The organism is Amycolatopsis sp. NBC_01307, from assembly GCF_035975215.1.
Classification (GTDB): Bacteria; Actinomycetota; Actinomycetes; order Mycobacteriales; family Pseudonocardiaceae; genus Amycolatopsis.
The window spans coordinates 7,417,341-7,440,351 of the sequence record NZ_CP108403.1 but is presented as its reverse complement, the minus strand read 5'-3'; the positions used below and the strand labels follow the sequence as shown (position 1 = coordinate 7,440,351).

Annotated in this window: 22 protein-coding genes, 1 pseudogene and 1 riboswitch; of the genes and pseudogenes, 13 read left to right on the top strand and 10 right to left on the bottom strand. The window is 70.7% G+C overall.

Annotation, left to right across the window (positions count from 1 at the left end):
• Positions 1-13: 13 nt before the first annotated feature.
• Both OG439_RS32315 and OG439_RS32310 read right to left on the bottom strand, forming a co-directional pair.
• Positions 14-628: a glycoside hydrolase family 25 protein gene (locus OG439_RS32315; RefSeq protein ID WP_247057973.1), complete on the bottom strand. Its 615-nt coding sequence runs from the start codon at positions 626-628 to the stop codon at positions 14-16.
• Positions 629-826: 198 nt separating this feature from the next.
• A pseudogene (locus OG439_RS32310) lies at positions 827-1,095 on the bottom strand (PadR family transcriptional regulator); the annotation flags it as partial.
• Between the two features lie 57 nt (positions 1,096-1,152).
• On the opposite strand from OG439_RS32310, the gene metG reads away from it, so the two are divergent.
• The 5 genes from metG (at position 1,153) to OG439_RS32285 (ending at position 8,219) form a co-directional block, all read left to right on the top strand.
• Complete coding sequence (gene metG / locus OG439_RS32305; protein WP_247057971.1) at positions 1,153-2,946, top strand: methionine--tRNA ligase; 1,794 nt, start codon at positions 1,153-1,155, stop codon at positions 2,944-2,946.
• 12 nt (positions 2,947-2,958) lie between these two features.
• Positions 2,959-3,795, top strand: a complete 837-nt coding sequence (locus OG439_RS32300; RefSeq protein ID WP_326944484.1) for a TatD family hydrolase — start codon at positions 2,959-2,961, stop codon at positions 3,793-3,795.
• Positions 3,796-4,081: 286 nt separating this feature from the next.
• A complete protein-coding gene (locus OG439_RS32295) occupies positions 4,082-5,512 on the top strand; it encodes a transglycosylase family protein (RefSeq protein ID WP_326944483.1) in 1,431 nt (476 codons plus the stop codon).
• A 394-nt stretch (positions 5,513-5,906) separates the two neighbouring features.
• Positions 5,907-6,746 carry a 16S rRNA (adenine(1518)-N(6)/adenine(1519)-N(6))-dimethyltransferase RsmA gene (rsmA, locus tag OG439_RS32290; RefSeq protein ID WP_326944482.1) on the top strand — a complete coding sequence of 280 codons (840 nt, stop codon included), beginning with the start codon at positions 5,907-5,909 and terminating at the stop codon, positions 6,744-6,746.
• A gap of 161 nt (positions 6,747-6,907) precedes the next feature.
• Positions 6,908-6,998, top strand: a riboswitch (SAM riboswitch).
• 207 nt (positions 6,999-7,205) lie between these two features.
• On the top strand, positions 7,206-8,219 hold the full coding sequence (locus OG439_RS32285; RefSeq protein ID WP_326944481.1) for a methionine ABC transporter ATP-binding protein: 1,014 nt from the start codon (positions 7,206-7,208) through the stop codon (positions 8,217-8,219).
• Between the two features lie 64 nt (positions 8,220-8,283).
• Here the strand turns inward: OG439_RS32285 and OG439_RS32280 are convergent, their stop codons facing one another.
• On the bottom strand, positions 8,284-9,681 hold the full coding sequence (locus OG439_RS32280) for a DHA2 family efflux MFS transporter permease subunit (RefSeq protein WP_326944480.1): 1,398 nt from the start codon (positions 9,679-9,681) through the stop codon (positions 8,284-8,286).
• 105 nt (positions 9,682-9,786) lie between these two features.
• Here OG439_RS32280 and OG439_RS32275 point away from each other — a divergent pair, with 105 nt between their 5' ends.
• Genes OG439_RS32275 through OG439_RS32255 form a run of 5 tightly spaced genes read left to right on the top strand, consistent with a single transcriptional unit; the run spans position 9,787 to position 15,219 of the window.
• On the top strand, positions 9,787-10,329 hold the full coding sequence (locus OG439_RS32275; RefSeq protein WP_326944479.1) for a TetR/AcrR family transcriptional regulator: 543 nt from the start codon (positions 9,787-9,789) through the stop codon (positions 10,327-10,329).
• 9 nt (positions 10,330-10,338) lie between these two features.
• Entirely contained in the window at positions 10,339-11,301 is a 963-nt protein-coding gene (locus OG439_RS32270; protein ID WP_247057956.1) for a 4-(cytidine 5'-diphospho)-2-C-methyl-D-erythritol kinase, read from the top strand.
• A complete protein-coding gene (locus tag OG439_RS32265) occupies positions 11,298-11,705 on the top strand; it encodes an ASCH domain-containing protein (RefSeq protein WP_326944478.1) in 408 nt (135 codons plus the stop codon). The genes OG439_RS32270 and OG439_RS32265 overlap by 4 nt, the downstream gene beginning before the upstream one ends.
• 4 nt (positions 11,706-11,709) lie before the next feature.
• The gene (locus tag OG439_RS32260) at positions 11,710-13,476 is read left to right on the top strand and encodes an ABC-F family ATP-binding cassette domain-containing protein (RefSeq protein WP_326944477.1); all 1,767 of its coding nucleotides are present in this window, start codon (positions 11,710-11,712) and stop codon (positions 13,474-13,476) included.
• A gap of 54 nt (positions 13,477-13,530) precedes the next feature.
• Entirely contained in the window at positions 13,531-15,219 is a 1,689-nt protein-coding gene (locus OG439_RS32255; RefSeq protein WP_326944476.1) for a fatty acyl-AMP ligase, read from the top strand.
• A gap of 61 nt (positions 15,220-15,280) precedes the next feature.
• On the opposite strand, the gene OG439_RS32250 is transcribed toward OG439_RS32255, so the two are convergent.
• From OG439_RS32250 to OG439_RS32235, 4 genes are all read right to left on the bottom strand, one after another.
• Positions 15,281-15,637, bottom strand: a complete 357-nt coding sequence (locus OG439_RS32250) for a DivIVA domain-containing protein (RefSeq protein WP_326944475.1) — start codon at positions 15,635-15,637, stop codon at positions 15,281-15,283.
• 180 nt (positions 15,638-15,817) lie between these two features.
• The gene (locus OG439_RS32245; RefSeq protein WP_305879357.1) at positions 15,818-16,135 is read right to left on the bottom strand and encodes a DivIVA domain-containing protein; all 318 of its coding nucleotides are present in this window, start codon (positions 16,133-16,135) and stop codon (positions 15,818-15,820) included.
• A 21-nt stretch (positions 16,136-16,156) separates the two neighbouring features.
• On the bottom strand, positions 16,157-16,750 hold the full coding sequence (pth, locus tag OG439_RS32240; RefSeq protein ID WP_247057946.1) for an aminoacyl-tRNA hydrolase: 594 nt from the start codon (positions 16,748-16,750) through the stop codon (positions 16,157-16,159).
• Between the two features lie 7 nt (positions 16,751-16,757).
• Positions 16,758-17,366: a 50S ribosomal protein L25/general stress protein Ctc gene (locus OG439_RS32235; RefSeq protein WP_326944474.1), complete on the bottom strand. Its 609-nt coding sequence runs from the start codon at positions 17,364-17,366 to the stop codon at positions 16,758-16,760.
• Positions 17,367-17,401: 35 nt separating this feature from the next.
• Here OG439_RS32235 and OG439_RS32230 point away from each other — a divergent pair, with 35 nt between their 5' ends.
• From OG439_RS32230 to OG439_RS32220, 3 genes are all read left to right on the top strand, one after another.
• Entirely contained in the window at positions 17,402-17,572 is a 171-nt protein-coding gene (locus OG439_RS32230; protein WP_326944473.1) for a hypothetical protein, read from the top strand.
• Between the two features lie 161 nt (positions 17,573-17,733).
• On the top strand, positions 17,734-18,828 hold the full coding sequence (locus tag OG439_RS32225; protein ID WP_442792352.1) for a hypothetical protein: 1,095 nt from the start codon (positions 17,734-17,736) through the stop codon (positions 18,826-18,828).
• Between the two features lie 97 nt (positions 18,829-18,925).
• Complete coding sequence (locus OG439_RS32220) at positions 18,926-19,567, top strand: NAD(P)-dependent oxidoreductase (RefSeq protein ID WP_326944471.1); 642 nt, start codon at positions 18,926-18,928, stop codon at positions 19,565-19,567.
• Here the strand turns inward: OG439_RS32220 and OG439_RS32215 are convergent.
• The 3 genes from OG439_RS32215 to glmU all read right to left on the bottom strand — a co-directional run bounded on the left by OG439_RS32215 (position 19,551) and on the right by glmU (position 22,940).
• Positions 19,551-20,426 (bottom strand): TIGR03621 family F420-dependent LLM class oxidoreductase, encoded by an 876-nt coding sequence (locus OG439_RS32215; RefSeq protein WP_326944470.1) that lies wholly within the window; start codon positions 20,424-20,426, stop codon positions 19,551-19,553. The genes OG439_RS32220 and OG439_RS32215 overlap by 17 nt on opposite strands.
• Before the next feature lie 64 nt (positions 20,427-20,490).
• Entirely contained in the window at positions 20,491-21,471 is a 981-nt protein-coding gene (locus OG439_RS32210; RefSeq protein ID WP_247057935.1) for a ribose-phosphate diphosphokinase, read from the bottom strand.
• On the bottom strand, positions 21,468-22,940 hold the full coding sequence (glmU, locus tag OG439_RS32205) for a bifunctional UDP-N-acetylglucosamine diphosphorylase/glucosamine-1-phosphate N-acetyltransferase GlmU (RefSeq protein ID WP_326944469.1): 1,473 nt from the start codon (positions 22,938-22,940) through the stop codon (positions 21,468-21,470). The genes OG439_RS32210 and glmU overlap by 4 nt, the downstream gene beginning before the upstream one ends.
• Positions 22,941-23,011 lie beyond the last annotated feature (71 nt).

The following is a 23,011-nucleotide window of genomic DNA, read 5'->3' as shown; positions in this document are numbered from 1 at the left end:
TTGTCACCGGTTCCTACAGCAAAAGGTCGCCCAATGTGAACGGATACACGACGGCGTTCTGCTCCACCGGCCCGCTGATCCCCGGCACCCCCGGCGCGCACGCGTGCTGATGGATGCCGAGCCGCGCGTGGAACCAGCCCGCCCGGCCCGGGATGCCGTTGTGCCGGATCAGCCACAGCACGACCTCGGAGTCGGCCCAGCGGTCCGGGTGCAGGCGCTGCTGCCAGCAGTCGTAGTCGGCGTAGATCAGCACCCGCTCGATCCGCGCCGCCTGCCGGACGTGCTTGATCCACAGCTTGATGAACCGGTCGTCGACGCTCGGCGCCGCCACCTCCAGCGCCGGCGCCAGCGACCCGGGCGAGAACGCGCCGAGCTTGCTCGCCGTCCGGACGAAGTGGTCGGCCTGGTCGTGCACCGCGCCGGGCCGCGCGTAGTGGCGGCCGCCGACGTGCAGTCCCGCTTCCTGCGCGCCGGCCAGGCTCCGCTCCGCGGCCGAGCTGCTCCAGTTGACGTTCTCGCTGATCGTCACCGAGACGAACTTGGCCTGCGCGCCGCGGACGGCCTGCCAGTCCGCGACGCGCTCGCGGTGGGACAGCGAGATGCCGAGTTCGGCTTCCGGCTCCGTCACAGTCCGCCCCCGGCGCGTAGATGAGAGCACACCATACGTCGCCGGGAGCGGACCCGCAGTCGCACCACACCGGGTTGATCAGGCGTTTTCGGTCAGGCGCTCTCGCGCTGGAACGTCCGCGTGCCCCACCACACCGACAGCACCGCGAGCGCCGGCACGACGACGCTACAGCGCCGGCTGCGCGATCAGCGCCGGGGTGAGCTCCGGGTCGGACAGCGCCTTCGACAGCAGGAGCCGGTACTCCTGCTCGCCGACGTCGGTGAGCCGGTAGGCGACCCGGTCCGGCCGCCGTCGCCCGGCTCGACGTCGATCTGCTCCAGCAGGTTCAGCGCGTGGTGGATCGACCCCGGCTGGACGTCGGCCCACTTGTCCGCCGACCAGCTCAGCAGCTCGCGCCGCACCTGGTAGCCGTGCGCGCGGCCGTACATGCGCACGACCCCGAGGACGAGCAGACGCGTCGCGGACAACCCGGCCTCCTGTACCTGCCGAAATCGCCTTGGGTGGCATCCGTAGGCTAATAAGGTATGAGCACCCCAGTGTTGACTGCGGTGGCCTGGCCCTACGCCAACGGCCCCCGCCACATCGGCCACGTGTCCGGATTCGGCGTCCCGTCCGACGTCTTCTCCCGCTACCAGCGAATGGCCGGCAACCGGGTGCTCATGGTGTCCGGCACCGACGAACACGGCACGCCGATCACCGTCCAGGCCGACAAGGAAGGCCTCACCTCCCAGCAGACCGCCGACAAGTACACCCGTCAGATCGGCAACGACCTGCAGGGCCTCGGCCTGTCCTACGACCTGTTCACCCGGACCACGACCGGCAACCACGCCGACGTGACGCAGCAGATCTTCCTGGCGCTGCACCGCAACGGCTACGTCGTGCCGAAGACCACGCGTGGCGCGATCAGCCCGTCCACCGGCCGCACGCTGCCCGACCGCTACGTCGAGGGCACCTGCCCGATCTGCGGGTACGACGGCGCGCGCGGTGACCAGTGCGACAACTGCGGCAACCAGCTCGACGCCGCGGAGCTGATCAACCCGAAGTCGCGGATCAACGGCGAGACGCCCAAGTTCGTCGAGACCGAGCACTACTTCCTCGACCTCCCGGCGTTCACCAAGACCCTCGGCGACTGGCTCTCGACCAAGACCGACTGGCGCCCGAACGTCCTCAACTTCACCAAGAACCTGATCGACGACATGCGGCCCCGGCCGATCACCCGCGACCTCGACTGGGGCGTCAAGATCCCGCTCGACGGCTGGAGCGACCAGCCGATGAAGCGGTTCTACGTCTGGTTCGACGCGGTGATCGGCTACTTCTCGGCCAGCGTCGAGTGGGCGCGGCGCTCCGGGAACCCGGACGCGTGGCAGGAGTGGTGGACCAACCCCGACGCGCGGTCCTACTACTTCATGGGCAAGGACAACATCACCTTCCACGCCCAGATCTGGCCGGCGCTGCTGTTCGGCCACAACGGCGAGGGCGACAAGGGCGGCGAGGCCGGGAAGTACGGCAAGCTGCACCTGCCGGACGAGATCGTCTCCAGCGAGTTCCTCACGATGAGCGGCTCGAAGTTCTCGACCTCGCGCGGGCGCGTCATCTACGTCGAGGACTTCCTGCGCGACTTCGGCCCGGACACGCTGCGGTACTTCATCTCGGTCGCCGGCCCGGAGACCCAGGACACCGACTTCACCTGGGACGAGTTCGTCCGCCGGACCAACTTCGAGCTGGCCAACGAGTGGGGCAACCTGGTCAACCGGTCCATCTCGATGGCGCACAAGAACGTCGGCGCGATCCCGCGCCCGGAGGCGCCGGCCCCGGCCGACGAAGAGCTGAAGGCGTTGTCCCGCAAGGCGTTCGACACCGTCGGGGCACACCTGGCCCGGTCGCGGTTCAAGCAGGCGGCCGGCGAGGCGATGCGCGTCGTCACGGCGGCGAACAAGTACCTGTCGGACCAGGAGCCGTGGAAGCTCAAGGACGACCCGGCGCGGCGCGACAGCGTGCTGCACACCGCGCTGCAGGTCGTCAGCGACGCCAACACGCTGCTGACGCCGTTCCTGCCGCACTCGGCCCAGAAGATCCACGAGGCCCTCGGCGGCACCGGCGTCTGGGCCGCGCAGCCGGAGCTCAAGGAGGTCGAGGACCTCGACATCGCCGGGCGGGTCAACCCGATCCTCACCGGTGACTACGCGGCGGAGCAGGCGAAGTGGGAGTCGAAGCCGATCGAGGTCGGCGTCCCGCTCGCCAAGCCGTCGCCGCTGTTCACGAAGCTCGACCCGGAACTCGGGGAAACCGGCCCCGAGTGGGCCCCGATCACGAAGTAAGAGGTACGCGAGTTGGGTGACGAGAAGCGCGAACTGCCCCCGGTCCCGGACCGGCTCCCGGTGGCGGTGGTGGACGCGCACACCCACCTCGACGCGTGCGGCGCGGTCACCGCGGCCGATGTGACGGCCATGGTCGACCGCGCCGAACGCGCGGGTGTCGCGCGCGTGGTGACGGTGGCCGACGACCTCGCCTCCGCCCGCTGGGCGGCCGAGGCGGCGACGTGGGACCGGCGGGTCTGGGCCGCGGTCGCCGTCCACCCGACGCGGACCAAGGCCTTCGGCGACGCCGAGAAGGCCGAAGTGGAGCGCCTGGCGGGCCAGGACCGCGTGGTCGCCGTCGGCGAGACCGGCCTCGACTACTACTGGGACTACTCGCCCCACGACGCCCAGCAGGACGCCTTCCGCTGGCACATCGACCTCGCGAAGCGGCTCGGCAAGCCGCTGATGATCCACGACCGCGAGGCCCACGAGGACGTATTGCGCATTCTGGTCGAAGAGGGTGCGCCGAATGCCGTAATCTTCCATTGTTTTTCCGGCGACGCGGAAATCGCGCGGCGCTGCATCGACGCCGGTTACGTGCTTTCGTTCGCCGGCACCGTGACGTTCAAGAACGCCAAGGGGCTCCACGAGGCGGCGCGGCTCTGCCCGCCCGACGGTTACCTCGTCGAGACCGACGCGCCGTTTCTGACCCCCCACCCCTTCCGTGGACGGCCGAACGAGCCGTACGGCGCCGCCTACACCGTCCGTCACCTCGCGGCGCTCAGGGGCGAAGCTGTCCACGAGGTCGCCGAAGCCGTCCGGACCACGGCCGAGCGGATCTACCGACTCCCCAGTGTCACAACGGGTTGAACGCATTGCGACAACCGGGTTCCATGATCGCCCACTCGATGGAGTGACCCAGATCACGACACTCCGGGGGGTGTTTGCGCAACCCGGCGGGACCCGTTACTGTCCCGTGATCGTGCCGGTCGGTACTGCACCATGCAGTTGCCGGCTGTTACGCCCTCAGTCACGTCAGTGCACGTCGGGGAAGCGGAACCGGGTGGTACGACCGGGACCGTGACGATGGCGCCGACTGCGGGCCCAGACGTAAAGATGCCGCCCCGAACGGCGTCTTGGGAAAGGGAACGACCCGGTGACAGGTAGCAGACAGGCTGGAGCACGCTCCGCCGCCGTCCTCGACCGCAATTACTTCGAGGACACCGCGTACGGCCAGCTCGACTTTTCTGACGACCCGAACATCACGCAGCAGGACATCCTCGCCGCGCTCGGCCCCGACGCCGACGCGATGATGGCGTCGATCGACGTCGACGTCGACGAGCTGATCCGCCTCATCAACGCCGAGACCACGTACCTCCCGCCGATCGTCATCCCGGATGAGATCGAGGCGGACCGGACCGCGTCCCCGCAGGCCAAGAAGGCCTTGATGGACGAGAGCATCCGGCAGACCTCCAAGGTCTGGAAGCGCCGCTTCCTCAAGGGCGCCGTCCTCGGCGTCATGATCAGCATCGCCGGCGGCGGCGCGGCCGCGCTGGCGATGAACAAGAGCGTCACCGTCGACGTCGACGGCCAGCAGACCACCGTGCACTCGTTCGGCGACACCGTCGGCGAGGTGCTGGAGGACGCGGGCCTGTCCGTCGGCGCGCACGACTCGCTCTCCCCGTCCCCGCAGGCCGAGGTCGGCGACGGCGGCGTCATCAAGCTCGAGCGCGGCCGCCAGCTGAAGCTGGTCGTCGACGGCGCCGAGCGCACCTCCTGGGTCCGCGCGACCCACCTGGGCGACGCCCTGTCCCAGCTCGGCATGCAGCAGGCCGAGCAGGCCGGCACGTGGATGTCGATGCCGAAGGACGGCGAACTGCCGCTCGAAGGCGCGACCGTCCAGATCAAGACCCTCAAGCACATCACGCTCTACGACGGCGCGAACCAGCCGAAGCAGATCACCACGACCGCGGTCACCACGAAGGAGTTCCTGGGCGAGTACAAGCTCACCCTGGGCCCGGAGGACGCGGCCGAGGGCGGCCTGGACGTCAAGCTGACCGACGGTGCCGAGGTCCACATCAGCCGCACCGGCGTCTCGATGGTCAACCAGAAGGAGACCATCGACCCGCCCGAGCAGAAGGTCGACGACCCGGACCTCGACAAGGGCAAGACCCAGGTCGAGGACCCGGGCACGCCCGGCGAGAAGATGGTGACCTACAAGGTCACGCAGAAGAACGGCAAAGAGGTCTCGCGGCAGTCGATGTCGGAGCAGGTGATCACTCCGGCCAAGCCGAAGATCATCCACGTCGGCACCAAGAAGGCCGCGACCCCCGACATCGGCGACGGTTCCGCGTGGGACCGCATCGCGCAGTGCGAGTCGGGCGGCAACTGGGCCATCAACACCGGCAACGGTTACTACGGCGGCCTCCAGTTCGACAAGCAGACCTGGAACGCCTACGGCGGCTCCCAGTACGCGGCGCTCCCGAACCAGGCTTCGCGTGAAGAGCAGATCGCGGTGGCGGAGAAGGTCCGCGCCGGACGCGGCGGCAGCTACAGCGCCTGGCCGGTCTGCGGCAAGAAGGCCTGACTTCCTTTCCGAAACGGCCCCCGCCTCACGGCGGGGGCCGTTTCGCGTCCCCAGCGAGGCATGACCCGAGTTCCGCCGCCAATCACGTGAGTCACGGGTCTGATCACGCGAGTGTCGGGTCTGATCACGTCGGTTCCGCCTGCGATCACGTGTGTCGACCGCTCAATCACGTGTGTTGACCGCTCAATCACGCGTGTCGGCCTGCTGATCACGCGAGCCGACCGTCTGGGTATGCGGGCCGACCGTCCAGGTACGTGGGTCGACTGGCTGGGTACGTGAGCCGACCGTCCACGTATGCGGGCCGACTGGCTGGGTACGTGGGCTGACCCTCTGGGGCCGGGCACTCCGGGCGGGCGTGCAGAGGGGGCCGGGTTGTCCTGGGTAGGCTCGTCCGGTGGTTGAACTGTTGGGACCTGCCGAGATCCGCGGGCTGGCGGCCGAGCTGGACGTGCGGCCGACCAAGAAGCTCGGGCAGAACTTCGTGCACGATCCCAACACCGTGCGGCGGATCGTCGACCTCGCGCACCTCGGGCCGGACGACGTCGTCCTCGAGGTCGGGCCCGGGCTCGGGTCCCTGACGCTCGGGCTGCTCGCCGCGGGGACGCGGGTCGTGGCCGTCGAGATCGATCGCAAGCTCGCCGAACGGCTGCCGAAGACCGTCGCCGAACGCGGGCCGGACGTCGCGGGCCGGCTGGACGTCCTCGAGGCCGACGCCATGCGCGTCTCGAACGCCGACCTGCCCGCCGCGCCCACCGCGCTCGTGGCCAACCTGCCCTACAACGTCGCCGTGCCGGTCGTGCTGCACCTGCTCGCCGAGGTGCCCTCCCTCAAGTCCGGCCTCGTGATGGTCCAGACCGAGGTCGCCGACCGGATGGCCGCGGGCCCGGGCAGCCGGATCTACGGCGTCCCGAGCGTCAAGCTCGCCTGGTACGGCCCGGCGCGCAAGGTCGCCGCCGTGCCACGCTCGGTGTTCTGGCCGGTACCCAACGTCGATTCCACGCTCGTCGCGTTCGAACGCGGGGAGACGCCGGCGTCCGAGGACCGGGATCGGCTGTTCGGTCTCGTGGACGCCGCGTTCTCACAACGCAGGAAGACCCTCCGCGCCGCGCTCGCCGGCTGGGCGGGGTCGGCCGAGCGGGCCGGCGAGCTGCTGGTGGCCGCCGGGATCGACCCGAAGACCCGCGGTGAGCAGCTGGACGTGCACGACTTCGCCCGGCTCGCCGCCGTCCGGTGACGCGTCCTCAGTGGAACTGACGGTGCCCGCCGACGCCGGAGCGTGCGCGTCGCGGCGAAATAAGTCTTCCTGAGTGCTGTTCCCGCGATTCGGACACCTCCAGTCGTGTGATCTGGCCCAACAGGCTTGCTTTCGCTCCTCGGGATCGGTTTTACTCAGTACGTCCATCCCGAGCGACTGAGAGACCTGGCTCGCCGAAGTCGCAGCAACCACCCTCCGCAGGGCAGGTGCTACCGCCAGGACCGATGGAGGCCGTCCCGATGAAGAGGGTTGCTCGCCCGCTGCTGCTGACCAAACGCCGCGTTGTCGACGAGGGTCGCCGCTCCGTGACCGCATGTCGACGCTCCAACTGAGCTTGCTCGACCCGTCACACCTCTTCTTCATGCACCGTCCATAGAGGACGGACACTCGCTTGCGGCCGGACGCGCTTCTCTGCGCGCCCCGTTTTCTGGAGCCTTCGTGATCACCGTCGAAAACCTGTCCAAGTCCTTTGCCCTCAACGGAAATCCGGTCGTCGCGCTGCGGGACGTGAGCGTCGACGTCCAGGCCGGCTCACTGTTCGGCGTCGTCGGTCCGGCCGGTTCCGGCAAGTCCGTCCTCGCCCGGTGCATCGCGCTGCAGGAGCGGCCGGACCGCGGTGTCGTCCGGCTCGACGGCCTCAACACCGGCACCCTCGACGGCCGCCGGCTCCGCGAGATCCGCCGCCAGCTCGGCGTCGTCGGCACCAAGCCGGAGCTGATCGCCGAGCGCACCATCGCCGGCAACATCGCGTCCCCGCTGGAGCAGCTGGGCGTCGACGGCCCGCAGCGCCGCAGCAAGGTCGGCTCGCTGCTCGACCTCGTCGGCCTGACCCCGCGCGCCGCGCAGCGTCCCGGCGAGCTCACCGAAGGGCAGCTCCGCCGCGTCGCCGTGGCGAAGGCCCTGGCCGCGGCCCCCGCCGTGCTGCTCGCCGACGACCCGACCGCCGGGATCGACCCGGAGGAGGCCGGCGCGGTGCTCACCGTGCTCGACCGGGCCCGCGCCGAGCTGGGTGTCACCATCGTCATCACGACGCCGGACGCGAGCGTCGTCCGCCGGGTGTGCGACGACGTCGCGGTGCTCGAAGACGGCACCGTCGTCGAGCGTGGCTCCGTGCTCGACCTGATCTCGAACCCGGCCAGCCGCACCGCGCAGGCGCTGCTGCCCGCCATCGAGACCACCCGCTCGCAGTCCTCGCGCTACGACCGCTCGGTCGACGTCGTGCTGGTCGGCTTCGCTTCGGTCGGCGCGCTGCTGCCCGAGGCCGCGGGCCGCTTCGACGTCGAGTTCGCCACCATCGGCGGCGGCCTGACCCGGATCGGCGACACCCCGGTCGGCCGGTTCCGCCTCGGCGTCCGCGGCGAGCGGGCCGACGCCGCGCTGGCGTGGGTCGCCGAGCGCGGCGGCCACGTCACGCACACCGCCCGCGGCCCCCAGGGCGTCGCCGCGGCCTGACCCCGAACGTCCGTGAAGGCCTCCTTACCGGCTCTTATGGCCGGGAAGGAGGCCTTCACGGCTTTCAGCGGGTGCTGCGCGGGAGCAGCAGGAGTGCGGTGAGGGCGGCTGTGGCGACGAGGCCGGCCGCCCAGGCCGCGGCTGTTGTGTAGCCGTGGACGATCGCCGTCGACGTTGTGAGCCCGGCCGCCGCCGCGGTGGCGATCGTGTTCAGCGTCGCCGTCCCCAGTGACGCGCCGACCTGCTGCGACGTCGTCACGAACGCAGATGCGGCTCCGGCGTCCCGCGCGCCGACGTCGCGGGTCGCGACGTTCAGCACCACCGGCATGCACAGCCCGGCGCCCAGGCCCAGCAGCAGCTGCATCGGCAGGATCACCGCGGCGTACGACGAGTCCGGCGTCAACCGGGTGGCCAGCAGCAACCCGCCCGCCAGCACGAAGAGCCCGCCCGCCAGCAGCGGACGCGGGCCGAAGCGGGCCAGCAACCGCCCCGACAGCTGCGTCGAGGCGAAGAGGTTCGCGCCCAGCGTCGGCAGGAACGCCAGCGCCGCGGCGAGCGCGCCGTAGCCCATCACCACCTGCAGCTGGTACGTCAGGAACAGGAACATCCCGAACGCGCCGAACGACGCGGTCCCGACGGTCAGGTACGCGACGGCGCGGGCGCGGTCGCGCACCACCGCGAGCGGCAGCAGCGGGTGCGGGTGGCCGGCCTGCCGGGCGACGAACGCGCCGAGCAGCACCACCGCGAGCGCGAGGAAACCCAGTACCCACAACGAGTTCCAGCCCAGCGTCGCCGCTTCGGACAGCGCGTGCACCAGCACGACGACGCCGCCGCAGCTGAGCAGCGCACTGGTCCAGTCCAGCTTGGTGTCGCGGTGCCCGGCCGTGGCCGGCACGGCGAACCAGGCGCCCAGCCCGGCCACCACGGCGAGCGGCACGTTGATGTAGAGCGACCAGCGCCAGTCGAGGAACTGCGTGAGCGCGCCGCCGAGCGTGAGGCCGAGCGCGGAGCCGGAGATCATGATGGCGCTGAAGATCCCGAACGCCTTCCCGCGTTCGCGCGGGTCGGTGAAGGTGAGCGTCAGCAGGGACATCGTCGACGGCGCGAGCAGCGCGGCGAACACACCCTGGGCGGCGCGCGCGGCGATCAGCCAGCCGGCGCTCGGCGCCGCGCCGCCGAGCGCGGAGGCGACGGCGAACCCGGCGACGCCGACGAGCAGCGTCGTGCGGCGGCCGAGCCGGTCGGCCAGCCGGCCGCCGAGCAGCAGCAGGCCGCCGAACGCCAGCGTGTACGCGGAGATCGTCCACTGGCGGCCGGTGTCGGACATGCCGAGCGCGCGCTGCGCCGAGGGCAGCGCGATGTTCACGACGGTCGTGTCGAGCACGACCATGAGCTGGGCCAGACCGAGCGCGGCGAGCGCGAGCCGGCGGCTCATGGCGCGCGGTGGCGCGAGTGCGGTCATGGTGGACCCCCGAGGTAGGCTGTGGATGCATTGCTTGACGGCCGACTAGCAATGCCGAAGGTAGGTCATTGCTAGTCGGCCGTCAAGCAAGTTGAGGAGTGAGGCATGGCCGGGCGGCGCACCGACACGCGCGAACGTATCCAGCGCGTCGCGCTCGAACTGTTCGCCGAGCAGGGCTACGAGGGCAGCTCGCTGCGGGAGATCGCCGAGCGGCTGGACGTCACGAAAGCCGCGCTGTACTACCACTTCCGCACGAAGGAGGACATCGTCTCGAGCCTCCTCGAGGACTGGGGGACCGCGCTCGACGACCTTCTGGCGCGCGAGACGGGCCCGGCCGAGCTGCTCACCGCGTACGCCGGGCTGGTCGAGACCCGGTTCGGCCCGGTGATGGGCCTGGTCCAGCGCAACACGTCGGCGTTGAAGGCGATCGCGGCCGGCGCGGGCCTGGCGGATCGGATGCTGCGGCTGCACGAGCGGCTCCGCGGCGGTTCGGCCGACCCCGAGTCCGATCTGCGGGCCAGGCTCGCGCTCGTGGCCGTCCAGCTCAACAGCGCCGAGGGCGGCCCGGGCACGCCGCCGGGCGTCGCGCTCGCCGTCGCGCTCGACGTCCTTTCTCCTGACGGGAAGCCGGCCGGTGCGGGCACGTAGGCTGGTCGGGTGCTCGCTGTAGTCCCGCCCCCAGTCACCGTCCGGGTCCCGGCCAAGGTCAACTTGCACCTGGCGGTCGACGACCTGCGCGAGGACGGTTACCACGAGCTGGTGACCGTGTTCCAGGCCTTGTCACTGACCGACGAGGTGACCGTCGCGGTCACCGACGACCCGGGCCTGGAGATCTACGGCGAGGGTGAGGGCTCGGTGCCCACCGACGCCACGAACCTGGCCTGGCGCGCCGTCGAAGCGCTGGCCGCGCACGTCGGCCGCACCGAAGAGCCGAAGATCCGCGTGGTGCTGCGCAAGGGCATCCCGGTCGCCGGCGGCATGGCGGGCGGCAGCGCCGACGCGGCGGCGACGCTCGTCGGGCTCGCCTCCCTCTGGAACCTCGAGATCACGCGCGACGAGCTGGCCGGGATCGCCGCCGGCCTGGGCAGCGACGTCCCGTTCGCGCTCTACGGCGGCACGGCGCTGGGCACCGGCCGCGGCGAGCAGCTGGTCCCGGTGCTGTCGCGGCACACGTTCCACTGGGTGCTGGCCTTCGACCAGCGCGGCCTGTCGACGCCGAAGGTGTTCGGCGAGCTGGACCGGCTGCGCGCGGAGGGCAACCCGCCGCGGATCGGCTCGCACACGCCGGTCGCCGAGGCGCTGGCCTCGGGCGACCCGCGTCAGCTGGCTCTGCTGCTGGGCAACGACCTCCAGGCGGCGGCGGTCTCGCTGCGCCCGGGCCTGCGCCGCACGCTGCGGGCCGGCGTCAACGCGGGTGCGCTCGCGGGCACGGTCTCCGGCTCCGGCCCGACGTGCGCGTTCCTCTGCGAAGACGCGCAGGCGGCGGTCGAGGTCGCGGCCGAGCTGTCGGGCGCGGGGGTGTGCCGCACGGTCCGCGTGGCCCACGGCCCGGTGCCCGGAGCGCGGGTGGTCGGCGGGGACGACGCACCGCGTCCGTCGCCGCCGCGGGTGCACGCGTGAAGCGCGCCGAGTTCGCGTTCCCGGGGCCGTTGCGGGACAAGCTCGTCGGGGCGATCCTCGACGGCACGAAGACGACGACGTCCGCGTTGCTCGCCGGCTACGAAATCGACGGCGAGGCGCCGCCCGCGGTGGGCGAGCGCGAGCTGGTCGTCGACTCCGCCGACAAGGGTGTCGCGATCATCGAGATCCGCGAAGTGCGGGTCGTCCCACTGTCCGAAGTGGACCTCGCGCACGCGGTCGGTGAGGGTGAGGGCTTCACCACCGTCGCCGAGTGGCGCGCGGACCACACCTCCTTCTGGCACGCGGCCGAAGTGCGCGCCGAGCTGGGAGATCCCGAATTCACCGTGGACGACACGACACTGGTCGTGGCGACCCGGTTCACGATCGTGGAAAGGATCGGCTGAGCGCATGGCCAACCTGGTCAACCTGGAGGCGGTGAGCAAGTCCTACGGGGTGAAGCCACTGCTGGACGGCGTCTCGCTGGGCGTCGCGGCCGGGCAGCGCATCGGCGTCGTCGGTCTCAACGGCGGCGGCAAGACCACGCTCCTCGAAGTCCTTTCCGGACTCGCCGCGCCGGATTCCGGGCGGGTGAGCCACGTCGGCGGCCTGCGGATGGCCGTCGTCACCCAGCGGACCGAGCTGCCGGACGGCAGCAGCGTCGGCGAAGTCGTGCTCGAACGCTACGGCGCCGAGCACGAATGGGCCGCCGACGCGCGCGTCCGGTCCATTGTGGATGGACTGGGCATCACCGCGATCGGGCTCGAAACGCCCACCGCGAACCTCTCCGGCGGTGAGCGGCGCCGGGTTTCGCTGGCCGCCGCGCTGACCGGCGAGCTCGACCTCGTCGTGCTCGACGAGCCGACCAACCACCTGGACGTCGAAGGTGTCCAGTGGCTCGCCGACCACCTGCTGACCCGGCGCATCGCGGTCGTGGTCGTCACGCACGACCGGTGGTTCCTGGACACCGTCGCGAGCGTGACCTGGGAGGTGGCCAACGGCCGCGTCGAGAACTACGAAGGCGGTTACGCGGACTGGATCTTCGCGCGCGCCGAGCGGGCGCGGCTGGCCGCGACGGCCGAGGAGAAGCGGCAGAACCTGGCGCGCAAGGAGCTGGCGTGGCTGCGCCGCGGCCCGCAGGCCCGCTCGTCCAAGCCGCGCTACCGCATCGACGCCGCCGAGGCGCTGATCGCGGACGTCCCGCCGCCGCGCGACTCCGTCGAGCTGATGGCGTTCGCGAAGCGGCGGCTCGGCAAGACCGTGCTGGAGCTGGAGGACACGACGTACACGGTGGGCGAGCGGACGCTGCTCGACCACGTCACCTGGCGGGTCGGCCCCGGCGACCGGATCGGCCTGGTCGGCATCAACGGCTCCGGCAAGACGTCGCTGCTGAAGCTGCTCGGCGGCGACGTCGAGGGCTCGACGGGGCGCCGGATCGAGGGCAAGACCGTCGCGCTCGCGCACCTGCGCCAGGAGCTCGACGACCTGCCCGCCGACCTGCGTGTGTTGCAGGCGATCGAGCAGGTCGCCGGGCGTGTGGTGTTCGGCAAGCAGGAGATGACGGCGTCGCAGCTCGGCGAGAAGCTCGGCTTCCCGCAGGCCCGCCAGTGGACGCCGGTCGGCGATCTGTCCGGCGGCGAGCGGCGCCGGCTGCAGCTGTGCCGGCTGCTGATGGCCGAGCCGAACGTCCTGCTCCTCGACGAGCCGACGAACGACCTGGACATCGACACCCTGCAGCAGCTGGAAGACCTGCTCGACGGCTGGCCGGGCACGATGATCGTCGTCTCGCACGACCGCTACCTGGTCGAACGCGTCTGCGACACGATCGTCGCCCTCTTCGGCGACGGCCGCATCACCCACCTGCCGGGCGGCATCGAGGAGTACCTGAACCGCCGAGCCCTCGCCAAGGAACCGGCGGGCGCGACGGCCCCGACGGCGGCAAAGGCGGAGGCCAAGAAGTCGGCGGCGGACCTCCGCGCGGCGCAGAAGGACCTGGGGCGCCTGGAGCGCAAGCTGGACCAGCTGCACGCGAAGGAGGAGAAGCTCCACACGGCCCTGCTCGAGGCGGCGACGGACCCGGCGAAGCTGATGGAGCTGAACGCCCAGCTGAAGGGCGTCAAGGGCGAGATCGAGGACGTCGAGGCACGCTGGCTGGAGACGTCCGAGCTGCTGGAGTGACCGGTTTCCGCGTTGGTCGGCGGGTGTTGACACCCAGACAGTAATCTGACGCGCATGAGCAGGTTCGTGGACACGCTCGTCGCCACCGCGGCGGGGCGAGGTCAGCAGCGTGGCATGGTTACCGGGGAGCCGAAGGAGCCGGTCCGGCGGACCTGGGGTGAGGTGCACGAACGGGCCCGGCGGATCGCCGGTGGCCTGGTCGCCTCGGGGTTCGAGCGGGGCGGGGCCGTTGCGGTGCTGGCCGCGGCGCCGGTGCTGATCGCGCCCACCGTGCAGGCCGTGTGGCTGGCCGGGGGCAGCGTCACCATGCTGCACCAGCCGACCCCGCGGACCGACCTCGCCGAGTGGGCCGAGGACACCGTGCGCATCCTGGGGATGATCGGGTCGGACCTGGTGCTGCTGGGTGAGCCGTTCGACCAGCTGGCCCCGGTGCTGGAGCAGAAGGGCATCGGCTTCAAGCTCATCAACGAGCTGGCCGACGCCGAGCCGCTCGCCGAGGTCGTCGTCACCGATGAGGGCGAGACCGCGCTGCTGCAGCTGACCAGCGGGTCGACCGCCGACCCGAAGGCCGTGCGGATCACCTACGGCAACCTGTACTCCAACGTCAAGGCCATGGTCGACCGCGCGGAGTTCGACTTCGACACCGACGTGATGGTGTCCTGGCTGCCGACCTTCCACGACATGGGGATGGTCGGGTTCCTGACCGTGCCGATGACGTTCGGCGTCGAGCTGGTCAAGATCACCCCGGTCGAGTTCCTGTCCGGGCCGCTGATCTGGCCCGAGCTGATCACGAAGTACCACGGCACGACGACGGCGGCGCCGAACTTCGCCTACGCGATCGTCGGGCGCCGGATGGCCCGCGTCGACGACGACGACGCCTACGACCTGTCGACGCTGCGGATCGCCCTGAACGGCGCCGAACCCGTCGACGAGACCGCCGTCCAGACCTTTGTGGACGCCGGCGCCCGCTTCAAGATGCCCGCGGAGTGCGTCTTCCCGGCGTACGGCATGGCCGAGGCGACGCTCGCGGTGTCGTTCGCGCCGCTGTTCACCGGGCTCACCCTGGACGTCGTCGAAGCCGACGCGCTCGAGGCCGACAACCGCGCGGTGCCGGTGCCCGAGGGCGACGAGCGGCGCGGCACCGACGGCGTCCGCTCGTTCGCGGTCCTCGGCCGGCCGCTCGACGGGCTCGAGGCGGAGATCGTCGACGACAAGGGCGGGCGGCTCGGCGAGCGCGAGGTCGGCGAGATCCGGCTGCGCGGCGAGGCCGTGACGCCCGGCTACCTGACGATGAACGGGCCGCTCGACACCCAGGACGCCGACGGCTGGCTCGACACCGGCGACCTCGGCTACCTGATCGACGGCCAGATCGTCATCTGCGGCCGCCGCAAGGACGTCATCATCATGGGCGGCCGCAACCTGTACCCGACGGACATCGAGCGCGCGGCCACGTCGGTCGAGGGCGTGCGCGCGGGCAACGCGGTCGCCGTGCGCATCGACGCCGGCAGCCGTCGCGAGCGCTTCGCGGTGGTACTGGAGTCCAAGCTGGCGGGTGACGCCGACGCCGAGAAGAACCTGGTGAAGCAGGTGTCGGCCCGGGTCCGCGACGCCGTCGACATGCGGCCGTACGCGGTGGTCGTGCTGCCGGCGGGCAGCCTGCCGAAGACGCCGTCCGGCAAGGTCAAGCGCGCGGCGACGGCCACCCAGTTCGCGGACAAGATCAAGAAGAACGCGGACGCCTGACGCGTCACTTCCACGTGAAAGTGCCCACCTGGGGGCGGCACTTTCACGTGAAAGTGCCGCTCTAGCGCTGTGGGAGGTGGTCCGCCAGCTCGACGGGTGGGGTGGCGCGCTCCGCGGTGGCTTCCACCGAGGTGCGCGCGCCCGGGAGGTCCGGGGCGCGGCCCGAGCGGGCGGCGAGCTGGTCCTCGGCTGAGTCGAGGAACTCGTCGACCTCGCGCTCGTCGTACCCGCGCTTGCCGATCAGGGGCTTCGAGAACACCACGTGGTGCACTTCCGCGGCGGTCAGGTCGTCCTCCTCGGCGAACGTCTTGGCGATGCGCCGGACGAGCTCGTCGACCTCGTGCTTGGCGTAGCCACGGCGACCGATCGGGGCGTTACCGAATGTGACCTCGGCGAGGTCTTCGGCGGTGAACGACATGGAACTCTCTCCGATTCCGGGGTTGGCGGTGCGAACTCCCGTACACCGTCCTAACCCGTGAACAGGCTCCTCGGAAGGGGCAACCCCGAACCTCACCCCGACGGGCGCCCCGGCGCCCGCCATCGAGTGAGCGGAACTACCCAGCGCCATGTGGCGGGTTTCACACTTCGACCAGCGGGTTCAGCCGCGGCCGAACCACTTCCGGGTGCCCGGCGGCGGGGCTTCCCCGGCCACCGGGGGCGGCGGGGTCCGCAACGCGATCAGCGCCGCCTCGGCTTCGTCGAGGAACATGTCGACCTGCGCCTGGTCGTAGCTGCGCGCGCCGATCGGCATGATCGTGAAGTCGACGTAGTGGATGTCGTCGGCGGTCAGGATGTTGCGCCCGGCGAGCGCCTCGGCGATGAGGTCGAGGAACGCGTCGACTTGGTCTTCGTCGTAACCGCGACGGCCGAACCGGGGCTTGCCGAACGCGATCGCCCGGACTTCGTCAGGGGTCATGGAGTCACCTTGCCACCCGTGTCAGCCCGCGTGAAAGGTGTTCTGCGCCGCAGCGAGGCCGGTCCCGACCAGGGCCTCGGTGGCGTCCGCGCAGCGGTCCACCTCGAACGGGAGCTCCTTGCGCTCGACCGTCGAAAAGTCCTTCAGCACGAAGTCCGCCGGGTCCTGGCGGCCGGGCGGGCGGCCGATGCCGAACCGCACCCGGTAGTACTCGCGGGTGCCGAGCGACTTCGTGATCGAGCGGAGCCCGTTGTGGCCGTTGTCGCCGCCGCCGAACTTGAGCTTCAGGGCGCCGAAGTCGACGTCCAGCTCGTCGTGCACCACGACGACGCCGGTCGGCGGCACCTTGAAGAACTTCGCCGCGCCGGCCACCGGCCCGCCGGAGAGGTTCATGTAGGACCGCGGCTTCACGAGCACGACCCGGCGGCCGCCGAGACGGCCTTCGACCACGTCCGCGCCGCTCTTGTGCGACTTGAACTTGCCGCCGATCCGGCCGGCGAGCTCGTCCAGCACCAGGAAACCGACGTTGTGCCGGTTGCCGGCGTACTGGGGTCCGGGATTGCCGAGGCCGGCGAGCAGGATCAGCTCGCCGGCCCCGGGCAGGTCTTCGGTCACGCTTGAGCTACTCGCCGGCTTCGGCCGACTCGTCGCCCGCTTCGCCCGTGCCGTCTTCGCCCTCTTCCTCTTCACGCTGCGGCTCGTTGACGGCCACGACGAGGGAGTCCGGGTCGGTGATCAGGGCGGCGCCCTGGGGCAGCTCGACCTGGGAGGCGGTGATCTGGGTGCCGATCGGGGCGCCCTCGATGGAGACCTCGAACTGGTCCGGGATGTGCAGGGCCTCGACCTCGACCTGCAGGGTGCCGACGTCCTGGTTGACCAGGCCGCCGGGGCCCGGGTTGCCGGTGACGACGACGGGGACGTCGACGATGATCTTCTCGCCGCGCTTCACGACCAGCAGGTCGACGTGCTCGATGTAGTTCTTGAGCGGGTGCACGACGATGGTCTTCGTCAGCGCCAGCTCGTCGGAGCCCTCGAGGGCCAGGGTGATGACGGCGTTGGAGCCGTTCTCCCGGACGACGCGGGCGAACTCGATGGCCGGCAGCGCGAAGTGCCGCGGGTCCGAGCCGTGGCCGTACAGCACGGCGGGGATCTTGCCGGCGCGACGCGTGCGACGCGCGGCACCCTTGCCGAACTCGGTGCGCGGTTCGACGGACAGACGTACCTCGGACACGGTGTGGCACTCCTTCAAATCACGAACATGGTGCGGTGAACAGCATGCTGCGGCGGGGATGCGGTGGTCTTCTCGTTCAGGTGGTCGCGTTCGGCGGCGAGTTTCCGGGCGTGCACAACAGCCGGGAGCTACTCCGAGCCGCCGCGTCGATCACGCCGGGCACCCTGGAAGGGCCCCGCCTCGCCGAGACAACCTCAAGAGTGTAAACCAACCTCATCACGGTGGGTTGCGGCGGGTGCCAGGACCAGGCTAGAACCCTCTTGAGCCCGGGACGTGACGACACAAATCCGGTGGCGGAGCTCCGCCTGCCGGGGTGTGCTCGGCGGAGCGGGAGAGCAGGGGGCGGAAGATGCGGGCTCGAGGCACGGTGGCGGCCGTGTTGCTGGTGGGCGGACTGCTGGCCGGTTGTCAGGTGGCGGTCCCCGGCACGGCCGGCGTCTCCGCGGCCGACCGGGAGAAGGCGGACCGGCGCGCCGAGCAGCGCACCGCCGTCGACGCCGCCCTCGCCGCGCTGGAACAGGCACCCGCGCTCGCGCTGAGGTCGACGCTCAAGGGCGCCGAGCAGCAGTTCCGGGTCACCCGCGGCGGCAGCGCGGCCGGCGCCCTGCCGCTCGACGGCCGCGCCGTCCAGGTGGTGGCCGCCGACGGCCAGTTCTACCTGCAGGCCGACGCCGACTACTGGAAGGCGCACGCGATCGACGAGGGCACGCAGTTCGGCACGAGCTGGGTGCGCTCGCTCGGTTCCGAGCTGCCCCTGGACCCGGCGGCCAAGTTCGCCCCCGCCGCGCTGGCCGGCGCGCTGCGCAAGGCCGTCACCGGGATGGACCAGACGCGGGAGCCGGTCAAGACCAAGCTCCCGGACGGCACCGAGGTCTACGAGCTGGGCGCCGCGCCCAGCGTCCTGCGCGTCAGCACCGCCAAGCCCAACCGCGTCGTCAGCTTCGCCCCGGTGCTGCTCGACCCGCAGGGCGGGCCGAAGTTCGGCGCCGAGTTCCGGGTCACCCCGCTCACCGGGGACGCGCTGAAGACGTTCCACACCGACCTCGACAACACCGTCGGCGGGCTGGGCCAGCCGTTCGAGGGACTGGTGCAGGCGAGCGCCGTCGTCACGAACGACAACCTCGACTGCAAGGACTTCGTCGGCTCGTGCACGACGACCGTGGACGTCTCGACCAGCGTCGTCGGCACGCCGGCGTCCGGCGGGAAGAGCACCGTGCACATCACCCTCTCCGTCGAGGTGAGCGCCGACTCGCTCGGGGCGCAGACCTGCACGGCGGCGGCCGACGCGGAGCCGTACGCGACGGTCAAGATGTCCTGCGCGGTCAAGTTCAAGCTCCCCAACCGCACGGCCAGCTACCAGGTGCTGTCCAAGCCGACCGCGACCGCGGAGGTCCGCGCGGCGCTCGACGTCAACGCGGTGAAGCAGAAGCTGGCCACGGAGTTCGCGGCGCTGGGCGGCTGACCTGGACACCTACCCCGGGGTGCGTTGCGCCCGTTGAAGTAGGTGATCTTCCGTTCCTAACATCGGCTGTGACAGCCGAATTCGAACGGAGAACGTGATGGCCAAGCTGGTGGTTTTCGGGGGGACCGGGTACGCCGGGAGCAGGATCGGCGCCGAGGCGCTGCGCCGCGGGCACGAGGTCGTCGGCGTCGCGCGCAACCCCGGCGCGGTGCCCGAAGGCGTCGAAGCGGTGCAGGGTTCGTTGCACGACGAGGACTTCGTCGCGCGGGTGACGAAGGACGCGGACGTCATCGTGGTCGCCACCCCGGCCCGCGCGCTCGACGGCGAGAAGCTGATCGACGCGGTGCCCGCATTGTCCCGGATCGCGCGTGAGCAGGGCGTCCGCCTGTCGTTCGTGGGCGGCGCGTCGAGCCTGCTCGTCGCCGAGGGCGGCCCGCGGCTGTTCGACACCCCGGAGTTCCCGGACGAGTACAAGGAAGAGGCGGGCAACCACGCCGAGGTGCTGTCCCTGCTGCGTGAGCAGCCCGCGGACCTCGACTGGTTCTACGTCAGCCCCGCCGCCGAGTTCGGCGCCTGGATCCCCGGCGAGCGCCGGGGCGAGTACCGCGTCGGCGGCGACGTCCTGGTGACCGACGAGAACGGCAAGTCGCACATCGGCGGCGACGACTACGCGATCGCCTACGTCGACGAGATCGAGGACCCGAAGCACCGCCGGGCCCGTTTCACTGTTGCCTACTGACGGTTTTCAGCACCGGCGCGAACGTCTCGAGCATCGGCTCGAAGACGGTGATGTAGGTGAAGCCGTAACGCTTCCGCCGTTCTTCCAGTTGCCCGGCGATCTCCTCGACCGTACCCAGCAGCAGCTGGGGCGCGTCGAGGAGTTCGCGGGCGTCCGGCACGGCGCTGCGCTCGGTCTTCTCGTGCCACGCCTCGGCCGCTTTCTCGCGGTCGCCGGTGACTTCGACGTGCTGGATCAGCATGTTGTACTCGACCTCCCGATTCGTTCTGGACCGGAAGTAGCCGACGCGCTCGTCCATCGCCTCGGCGTTGTCGAGCTTGAAGGTGCCCGGTGGCTTGCCGGGCTGCTGCCTCAGGCCCGCGAAGCCCACGACGTCCGCGTGTTCCGCGGCCAGTCCGAGGACGCCGTCGCTGTTGCCCGCGATGAGCAGCCGCGGCATCGCGAGGCCCTCGTCGTCGAAGTGGTTCCGCAGGTAGCCGAGGCTTTCGGCGAGGTAGCCGATCCGGGCCGACGCCTTCTGCCACGGCAGGCCGGCGTTGTCGAACTCGGCCTTCATGTGCCCGGAGCCGAGGCCCAGGTCGAGCCGCCCGTCGAGCAGCGCGGCCGTCGATGACGCTTCGCGGGCGAAGAGCGCGAGGTTGTAGAAGGGCACGTTGGACACCAGCGTCCCGAGCCGCGGCCGCTCGGTGACGGCGGCGGCCATGGCGAGCACCGGGAACGGCGCGAACCGCCCGGTACCGAGGTGATCGGGCACGGTGATGACGTCGTAACCGAGCTCTTCGGCCCGCCGGCACTTCGCGATCCACGAGTCCCGGCTGCCGATTTCCCGGAAGCTGACGCCGAACTTGAACTTCCCCATGCCGGCGACGTTAGCGCCGGAAACCGCCGCCGAGCGCGGAGTTCGCGCCCGGCGGACGGGTTCGTCAGGCTTGGCCGTCGAAGAGCGACGTGACCGAGCCGTCTTCGAAGACCTGCTGGATGGCCTCCGCCAGCATCGGGGCGATCGACAGGACCGTCAGGCCCTCGAACCGCTTCTCCTCGGGGATCGGGAGCGAGTTCGTGACGATGACCTCGCGCGCCTTGCACTGCGAGAGGCGCTCGGTCGCCGGGTCCGAGAGGATGCCGTGGGTCGTCGCGATGACGACGTCCGCCGCGCCCTCGTCGATCAGCGCTTCGGTGGCCTTCACGATCGTGCCGCCGGTGTCGATCATGTCGTCGATCAGGACGCAGAGCTTGCCCTCGACCTTGCCGACCACGCGGTTCGCGACGGCCTGGTTCGGCTTGTCCGGGTCGCGCGTCTTGTGGATGAACGCGATCGGGCGGTCACCCAGCGTCTGCGCCCACTTCTCGGCCAGCCGCACGCGGCCCGAGTCCGGCGAGACGACGGTGATGTCGGCGTCGCCGTAGGTCTTCTTGATGTGGTCGGCCAGCACGCTCTGGGCCATCAGGTGGTCGACCGGGCCGTCGAAGAAGCCCTGGATCTGCGCGGTGTGCAGGTCGACCGTCATGATCCGGTCGGCGCCCGCGGTCTTGAACAGGTCCGCGATCAGCCGGGCCGAGATCGGCTCGCGGCCCTTGTGCTTCTTGTCCTGGCGCGCGTACGGGTAGAACGGCATCACCACGGTGATCCGCTTCGCGCTCGCCCGCTTGAGCGCGTCCACCATGATCAGCTGTTCCATCACGTACTCGTTGATGGGGGTGGTGTGCGCCTGGATGACGAAGGCGTCGGTCCCGCGGACGGACTCCTCGAACCGGACGAACAGCTCGCCGTTGGCGAAGGTGTGCGCCGTCTGCGGGGTGATCGTCACGTTGAGGTGCTCGGCGACCTCTTCCGCGAGCTCCCGGTGCGCCCGTCCGGAGAAGAGCATCAAGTTCTTCTTCGGTGTACCTGACTTCGGACTCATGCTGGCGACTCCCCGTCGGTTCCTGCTGCTGAATCGGCGTCGAGGGCGGCCTGGGCCGCCTCCGCCGCGGGCGTACCCGGCCGGCGCCGGATCGCCCAGCCTTCGATGTTGCGCTGCGGCGGCGCCGACACCGCGAGTGTGCCCGGCGGGACATCCTCGCGGATCACGGCACCTGCACCACTGTAAGCGCCGTCACCGATCCGCACCGGGGCGACGAACGTGTTGTCCGCGCCCAACCGGACATGCGACCCGATAACGGTCTTGTGCTTGTTCACGCCGTCGTAGTTCACGAACACGCTGGAGCAGCCGATGTTGCTGTTCTCGCCGATCGTGGCGTCGCCGACGTAGGTCAGGTGCGGCACCTTCGTGCCGGCGCCGATGTCGGCGGCCTTCGTCTCGACGAACGCGCCGAGCTTGGCCTTGACACCCAGCTTCGTGCCCGGGCGCAGGTACGTGAACGGGCCGACGTTGACGCGGTCGCCCAGCTCGGAGTCGGAGCCGTGCACCCGCACCACGGAGGCGCCGGCGCCGATCGAGACGTTCGTCAGCGTGCTGTCCGGGCCGACCGTGCTGCCCTCGCCGACCGACGTGGTGCCCTTGAGCTGCACGCCGGGCTCGAGCACGACGTCCCGCGAGAGGGTGACGCCCGCGTCGATCCAGGTCGAGGCCGGGTCGACGACCGTGACGCCCTCGCGCTGCCAGCGGCGGACGATCCGGCGGTTCAGCTCGGCGCCGAGCACCGACAGCTGGACGCGGTCGTTGACGCCTTCGGTCAGCCACGGGTCGTCGACGACCAGGGCGCCGACGCCCTTGCCGTCGCCGCGGGCGATGCCCAGCACGTCGGTGAGGTAGAGCTCACCCTGCGAGTTGTCGGTCGAGAGCCGGCCGAGGCCGTCCGAGAGGACCGCGGCGTCGAAGGCGTAGACGCCCGAGTTGATCTCGGTGATCTCGGCCTGCTCGGGGCTGGCGTCCTTGTGCTCGACGATCGCGGTGACCGCGCCCGCGGCGTCCCGGACGATCCGGCCGTAACCGGTCGGGTCGGGCACCACGGCGGTGAGCACGGTGACGGCGTTGCCCGAGCCGGTGTGCTCGGCCAGCAGGGCCGCCAGCGTCTCGGTGTCCAGGAGCGGGACGTCGCCGTAGCTGACGAGCACGGTGCCGGTGAGGTCCGCCGGAAGCGTGGCGAGCGCGCAGGAGACGGCGTGACCGGTGCCCTTCTGCTCGGCCTGCACGGCGGTGCCGACCTCGCGCCCGAGGTCCTTGGCGACGTCGGTGATGCGGTCGCCGACGGCTTCGCGACCGTGGCCGAGCACGACGACGAGGTGGGCCGGGTCCAGGCCGGCGGCGGCGCGGACGGCGTGCTCGACGAGGGGCCGCCCGGCGATCGGGTGCAGCACCTTCGGCGTCGAGGAACGCATGCGGGTGCCTTCACCCGCGGCGAGGATCAACGTGCTCAGCGGGCCGGTCAACGACGCTCCCAACGGTTACCACTAAATGGCTTCTGTCGGGCACCGATCCTACTGTGCCGATTGTTAGCAAT